This window comes from Acinetobacter sp. ABJ_C1_1 (assembly GCF_044684115.1).
Classification (GTDB): Bacteria; Pseudomonadota; Gammaproteobacteria; order Pseudomonadales; family Moraxellaceae; genus Acinetobacter; species Acinetobacter nosocomialis_A.
This window is the reverse complement of record NZ_JBITPU010000032.1, coordinates 1-7,201: the sequence shown is the minus strand read 5'-3', so window position 1 is coordinate 7,201 and position 7,201 is coordinate 1. Positions and strand designations below refer to the sequence as shown.

The window sequence follows — 7,201 nt, the reverse complement described above, 5'->3', positions numbered from 1 at the left end:
CATTTTATTTCTTGCTCACTTAAATATTTTATTTGCTATGAATTACTCTATAAACTCTTCTTTTTTTGATCTATAAACACCTGTTTTAACAAGTTTTTTACAAAAATAAGCATAATTTTTTAAAGTTAATACTCTATTTTTTACACTCTTAATAAAATTAAAAGTTAATAAATAACATATGCATACATGAGTAATATCAATTTTATTTTAGAAAAACATTTATTCAAGGCGAAAAAAACATCAAATATTATTTTTTTATAGCTTTTGTGGTGACGACACAACTATTACAATACAGTTTATAAATAGTTTAACTCTTCAGCAGTTTTAGGCATGTTATGACTTCAATGTCGAACACTACCCAAAAGCACTTTATTGTTGAGCAGTTTCCTCTACCGACTTGGGTCAGTGATGAAAAAGGCTTAATTTTATACTGCAATACGGAGTGTACAAAGTACTGGCACGATACCTCTCCTCCATTGTTTCAGCAATGGTTAGATTTCGTGTACCCTGCCGATTTAGAAGAAGTTAAAAACAAATGGTTAGATGCTATACGACTGCAATCAAGAGTTGAATTTAAATGCCGTCTTTTACATAAGAGCCATCACTATCGTTGGTGTAAACTTTCAATTCAATTATCGAAATATCATGAACCTTCTCAAGAAAATGAATGGTTTATTAGTTTTCTAGATATTGATCAAGATATACAAGAACAACAAAGCCTACGTAAAGATATCGATATACAGAATCAAATGCTCGATATTAGTGTCGATTGTATTAAGGTTTTAAATACAGATGGCACAGTATCTCATATGAATAAATCAGGGTGCCTTGCATTAGGTGTACCTGTCGATGAAAAAAATTTCGGTATGCGATGGTTAGATCTTTTACCACCGCATATTCGTAAACGCGGAAGAGTTGCCTTAAAAAAAGCCTTACAGGGTAAAGTGGCTCGATTCGCTGGCATGAGTTGTTTACCAAATCAAGATCCTGAATATTGGGATAACATGCTTACCCCAATTCAACATACAAACGGCGAAATTATTCAAATATTGTGTGTTTCTCGGAATGTCACTCAACAATATCTTACTGAAAACCGATTAAGAGATATTAGTGAGAGAGATGAACTTACTGGATTATTTAACCGACGCTCATTTAAGCTTCAACTAAAACGTACCCTAGCCTACTCACGAGAAACCCAAACAAGTGTAGGGTTACTTTTAATTGATTTAGATCATTTCAAACACATTAATGACACCATAGGTCATAGTGCTGGCGATCACTTATTAAAAATCTTGTCTAAACGTTTTAATCAGTGCGTAGACCATGAACGATGTTCTGTCGCTCGGTTAGGTGGCGATGAGTTTGCAGTTATTGTCAGCCATTTAAAAAATGAAAATGATGTCCGAGAACTTGCTGAAGTATTGCTTCAACAACTCAATCAACCCATTACATATGCAGGGAATGTACTCAACGGCGGTATGAGCATTGGCTGTGCCATTTACCCGCAAGATGCGGTCGATCAGTCAAGCTTATTAAGCTGTGCAGACATGGCATTGCATGACTTAAAAGCTCGAGGTCGTGGCGGTATACGTATGTATAACCCGAGTATGATGCAGTTGACTGAAGCCATCGCCTCTCAACTTAACATTGCTCGACAGCTTATCCGTCACCATACTATCCAACCCTACTATCAACCTAAAGTTGATTTAAAAACTCATGCTGTTGTGGGCTTTGAGGCATTACTTCGTTGGCACACAACTTCGGCTCAAAGAGGTTTGCCTTCACAAATTGCTGAAGCTTTTAAAGACTATGATTTAGCCAGTAAAATTGGTGAAATTATGCAGCAACAAGTTTTGCATGATATGGCTAAATGGATAAAGTTAGGCTTTCAGCCACTTCCAGTATCACTAAATGCTGCACCAGTTGAATTTTTAAGAGACAATTACGCCGAAAGATTATTAAAAAAGATTCATCAACTTGAAATTCCTACATATTTAATTGAAATAGAAGTTACCGAGCATATGCTTGGGGACCGTGGCTCTGAATATGTTATTCGCGCACTCAATAAACTAAAGCAGCATGGCGTACGCATTGCTTTGGATGATTTTGGAACAGGCTTCTCTTCTCTAACGCATATACGAGACTACCCAATTGATTGTCTAAAAGTCGACTGTAGCTTTATACAAAAGATGCAACAGGACCCATCAATTTATGCAATTGTCCAAGCAATTGGCTTACTCGCTCCTAATCTCTCACTCGGTTTAATTGCAGAAGGTATTGAAACAGTAGAACAAGAAGAGCTACTTCTTAAATTTGGTTATAACATTGGACAAGGCTTTTTATTCGAACAAGCTATTGATGCAAATCAAGTTATATCTATTCTTAAACAAGGTCAGGCTTATTTAGAAAGCCATTATTCGATGAATTAATCTGTATATATACAAAAAGTAGTCGCTCACTTTGCACACTAAAAATACACAATAAAAACCATAAAAATGGCGATAATATAACCATAACGATAACAAACTTAGGTTCTTCAACAATAAATATTGTCACAAGGCAATAAGGAGCAATATATGAGTTATCACCATATTTTAGTTCCAGTCGATGGTTCTCCTACGTCACTTATTGCGGTTAACCATGCTGCAAATCTTGCTAAAGCGTTTAACAGTAAAGTCACTTTAGTATATGCGCTTACTATTGATCCTTTTATTTCAGTTGAAATCATTGATAGTACAGAAATTGCGCAAGATTACTTTAATAAAGCGAGAGCTTCGATTCAGGGCATTTTAGATCAAGCTAAAGAGCAATTTAGTCAACACGGAATTTCTGTTGAAACAAAGATTGTTGAAGGTCAAACAATTCACACAGAAATTATCAAAGCAGCAACTGAGCTAAAAGCTGATTTATTGGTAATTGGTTCTCATGGACGAAAAGGTTTTAAAAAGTTCTTCTTAGGAAGTGTGACTCAAGCACTGTTAGGAGAAATCCATGTACCCGTATTGGTCGTAACCGAATAGATAAATTTAAAGTTCAAAAAAACCCAGCTATAGAGCTGGGTTTTTTACATAAACTACTTTCCGTTATAGGTAAATTTAATGAGAGAACCAGGATTCTCTAAAGTATGCGTTACAGAACCATCGTCTTTTTGCACATTACCCGCTGTATCAGTCAGTACATATAAGACATTGCCCTCAGGACTTGCAATCACGTCACGATAACGGTTATTGCTTTTAAACATCGGGACAGCATCATCTAAAGTCGCACTATATGTCGGATCTAGCTTAATACGGAAAATAACTCCACGTTTTAAAGATGGTACCAATAATGTATTTTCCCATCCTGGAATCGCCTTTTTCCCTCCCGTATATACATATGCCGATGACGGTGCAACCGTTGGCCAGCAGACATAAGTCATATCACCACAAGTTGGATCATTGTAGTTATAGGTATCTTGTACGGTATACAGCGTTTTCAAAGGTGCTACAAAGTTTTTCCCAGTCCATTCAGACTCTTTAGTCACGGGAACACCTTCGGCTACTTTTACCCCGTTTTGACCCAAATCTTTAATTTGAGATTTATTGGTTGCAGCCGAATAGTTGGCATAAGCATAGCCACTATCATCTTTATAACCTGCTACATTTGGCCAACCATAGTTCCCACCTTTTAAAATGAGGTTAATTTCATCATCAGAATTTGGCCCTTGCTCAGATTGTAAAAGCTTTCCATTTGGAGCAAATGCTAAACCTTGTGGATTACGGTGCCCTAAAGTATAAATATGACTAACTACCCCATTAAAGCTCGGATTATCTTTAGGAATACTACCATCCAAATTTAAGCGTAATACCTTGCCCATATAGGTATGATAGTCTTTGCTGTTCAGCTCTTGCTGAGTTGGAGTATGCTGCGCCTGATTTGGTAAAAACAAATAAGCCAGTTGATTTCGGCCTTGGTCACCAATCGTATAGTAGATTTTTTGATCTGGACCAATAACAAGACGGCCAGACTGATGGTCTTTCGATGATGGTAAGCCTGCAATCAAATCAACAGGTTTTTCAAATGTATCTGTTGTTTTGTTATAGGTATATCTACGGATAATCGTTTGGTTAGGTAGTTCTTTATCTGTAGATTTTGGATTTTTAAAAGTACCCGAAATATAGATATAAGGGTTATGTTTAAAGTCAGGATGAAAAGCAAAGCCTAACAAACCATTTTGCCCATCCGCATCATTCACAATTTCAGGAACCTGAAAAACTGTTTTTGCACTACCCGACTCAGGATTTACTCTTAAAATTTTACCGGTTGCACGTTCGGTTAACCAAATCTGATTGTCTGGCCCCCATAGCAAAGCATGCGGTTTATTTAAGTTAGACAGAATAACTTTTTTATCAAAATTTTCTGTTTTTGCTTTAGCAAATTGCGCTGGCGTAAGCGGAATGTCCGCAAATGCCGTGTTAAGCATAAATAGTTGTGCAGCACCTAAAAGAGTGACCTTGGCTAATAAATGTTTATTCATAATTCCACCTTATAAATTTTTTAAAGAGTTACTCAAATCAAAAACGTTTGATTTGTATAAGTTCTCTATATGTTTTGTATTATGATGAATAGCATATTTATTAAAATCCAAATTTCTGAAAGGCTCTGTTGCATAAAAGTAGCTATCCAAAACAAATGAATACTTTAAAAGTTATCTTATAAATAGTTCATCAAGTTTTTAAACTGATTGATATGAAAGCAACCTTTAACAAAGTAATTGAAAAGTAAAATTAATACTGAAACAGACAATTCAAACTATAAAAATATACATAACACCCAGCTAAAAGATTCAAGCTAGAGCTTAAGGATTTCAGCGGAAGTCAGGTTCAGTTATGTGTGCAAATTTTAAACCTCTTAAGAAAGATCATGCTCATCAATTAAACTTATTTGAACCAACCTTTGATTACAAATCGGATGTTTATCCAAGTGATGACTGTCCAATGATCTTATCTCACCAAAATGAATTGGAATGGCGAAAAGTTAAATTTGGAATGTTACCTCCCTATGCCAGAGAAGTTTCATTTAAGTACGCAACCTATAATGCAAGAACTGAAACGGTTGAACACAAACGTTCTTTTAAACACGCTTGGTCACATGATCAATTCGGGCTTATACCTGTTGAAGCTATTTATGAACCGAAATATATCAATGGAAAAGCTCATTGGTATGGCATATTCCGTCAAGATGGGGAACCATTTACACTTGCAGCAATTTATGAAGAAACCATCATTAATGAACAGAAAGTTCGGTCAATGTCATTGTTAACAATAAACGCAGATCAGCATCCATTCATGAAGCAGTTTCATAAACCAGACGATGAAAAACGTTCAATTATTGTGATACCAAATCATCTTAGGAATGATTGGTTGACTTGCAAGCACACAGAAGCGTCTGATTTTTTCTTAGATATGCCACTACATGAATTTATATCTCTACCGAAAGCAGATATGAAGAAATAATAATTAAATGTTTAGCACTGAGGACATATATAAAAAATTAAAAAAGGCCCGCTTGGGACCTTTTTTTATATTGGACATTAAGGCGATTTGTAGAGCAAACGGTTTGGGCTACCAGACGGATTTTTCACTACATTACTGGTTGCTTGATTTAACAAATTAGTCGATATCGTTTGAGGCGTAGCAGTAGGTGTGCTTTGAAACATTTCAGCAACTACACCGGCAACATGTGGAGTTGCCATTGAGGTACCATTTAATACTTTAGTGGCTGTATTACTTCCAATCCAAGAAGAATTAATTTGACTTCCCGGCGCAAAAACATCCACACAGCTTCCATAATTAGAATAACTTGCTCGAGTATCAGTATTGTCCGTTGCAGCAACTGTAATTGCATTACTTGTTCTTGCAGGAGAAGAAGTACAAGCATCTGTATTCGAGTTACCTGCGGCTACGACCATTACATAACCATTATTATATAAATTTTCTACTGCACTATCTAAAGAAGAACTTGCTGCCCCGCCTAATGACATGTTTACAACGGCTGGTTTACTTCCATTTTTCAAAATCCAATCTAAACCAGCAATAACATTACTTGAAGCACCAGACCCATCACATCCTAAAATCCGGACTGGAACTAGTCTTACACTCTTGGCAACACCATAAGTCGTCCCCCCTACAGTCCCAGCAACATGTGTGCCGTGTCCATTACAATCGGTCGTTCCATTACCATCAGATATTGCTGTATATCCATTTAATACACGACCTGAAAATTCTTGATGGGTAGACAATATACCAGTATCAACAATATAAGCTGTTGTACCCGAACCGGTCTGCGAATAAGAATATGCTGAATTTAATGGTAAAGCTTTCTGATCGATGCGATCTAGTCCCCAATCAGGATTACTTTGGGTCGTTGCATCAATATTCACAACAGTATCATTTTCTACAGAAAGAACTTGTGGATTCTTTTTCATCGCTTCAATAAAGGCTGTTCCTGCCGTATCAGGTAAATAAATTGCAAAACCTTTAAGAGCACTATCGTAGCTCTGCAAAACCCTGCCACCATGTTGTTTTGCAATATTCTGTGCAAAATCTTTAGCAGGTCCAATATCCTTGTTCAAGATGACAATATATTGATTTTTAATAATTCCTTTTGCTTGAGAAGAGTCTATTGCAGAATTTAAAAGATTTGGTGCTGCGTAAGCTAAATGGGTCGCTGCCATTGAAAGAAAAATAGCAGAAACTTTGTGAATATTCATGTATATCTCCATATATTATATTTCAGGTATTTTTATGATAAGTAATAACTTTTTTATTTCAGGTTTAACTTCCAGATGAAAATTATAAAGAGTTTTATCTGTTTTTAACCTAAATCATATTTTCATAATTTTTTATTTCACACAATATACTTCAACCTTTTCAACAAAAACTGTGACAGGAATCTAATTAAAATTTATATATTTTATTCTTTTATAGTCAGTTATTCTTTAATATTTGGGATCAACAATATAGAAAAGAATAACCATGATGAGCAAAACTATAGTCATGATTGTTAAGTATGTCCCTACAGTATTAAAACTTTTTAAAAACTTCAAAATATCCATAACAACATGATAGATAAACAATAAATTAGAAAAATTATTTCAAAATTTACTCATTCAAGCAATCATAAGTAATTTACAATTTTTTTAACTATAATTCCTACGTAT

6 protein-coding genes are annotated in these 7,201 nt (G+C 35.3%); 3 read left to right on the top strand and 3 right to left on the bottom strand.

Going from position 1 to position 7,201, the window contains the following annotated elements; genetic code table 11:
- Positions 1-335: 335 nt before the first annotated feature.
- Positions 336-2,429, top strand: a complete 2,094-nt coding sequence (locus tag ACG59Z_RS18635) for an EAL domain-containing protein (RefSeq protein ID WP_400200700.1) — start codon at positions 336-338, stop codon at positions 2,427-2,429.
- 147 nt (positions 2,430-2,576) lie between these two features.
- Positions 2,577-3,020, top strand: a complete 444-nt coding sequence (locus tag ACG59Z_RS18630) for a universal stress protein (RefSeq protein WP_279969996.1) — start codon at positions 2,577-2,579, stop codon at positions 3,018-3,020.
- A gap of 53 nt (positions 3,021-3,073) precedes the next feature.
- Here ACG59Z_RS18630 and ACG59Z_RS18625 read toward each other — a convergent pair whose 3' ends face one another.
- On the bottom strand, positions 3,074-4,516 hold the full coding sequence (locus tag ACG59Z_RS18625; RefSeq protein WP_400200698.1) for a glucose/sorbosone family PQQ-dependent dehydrogenase: 1,443 nt from the start codon (positions 4,514-4,516) through the stop codon (positions 3,074-3,076).
- 352 nt (positions 4,517-4,868) lie between these two features.
- On the opposite strand from ACG59Z_RS18625, the gene ACG59Z_RS18620 reads away from it, so the two are divergent.
- Positions 4,869-5,495: an SOS response-associated peptidase family protein gene (locus ACG59Z_RS18620; protein WP_400200696.1), complete on the top strand. Its 627-nt coding sequence runs from the start codon at positions 4,869-4,871 to the stop codon at positions 5,493-5,495.
- A 77-nt stretch (positions 5,496-5,572) separates the two neighbouring features.
- Here the strand turns inward: ACG59Z_RS18620 and ACG59Z_RS18615 are convergent, their stop codons facing one another.
- Positions 5,573-6,751 (bottom strand): S8 family peptidase, encoded by a 1,179-nt coding sequence (locus ACG59Z_RS18615; RefSeq protein WP_400200695.1) that lies wholly within the window; start codon positions 6,749-6,751, stop codon positions 5,573-5,575.
- A 228-nt stretch (positions 6,752-6,979) separates the two neighbouring features.
- On the bottom strand, positions 6,980-7,096 hold the full coding sequence (locus tag ACG59Z_RS18610) for a hypothetical protein (RefSeq protein ID WP_263613878.1): 117 nt from the start codon (positions 7,094-7,096) through the stop codon (positions 6,980-6,982).
- Positions 7,097-7,201 lie beyond the last annotated feature (105 nt).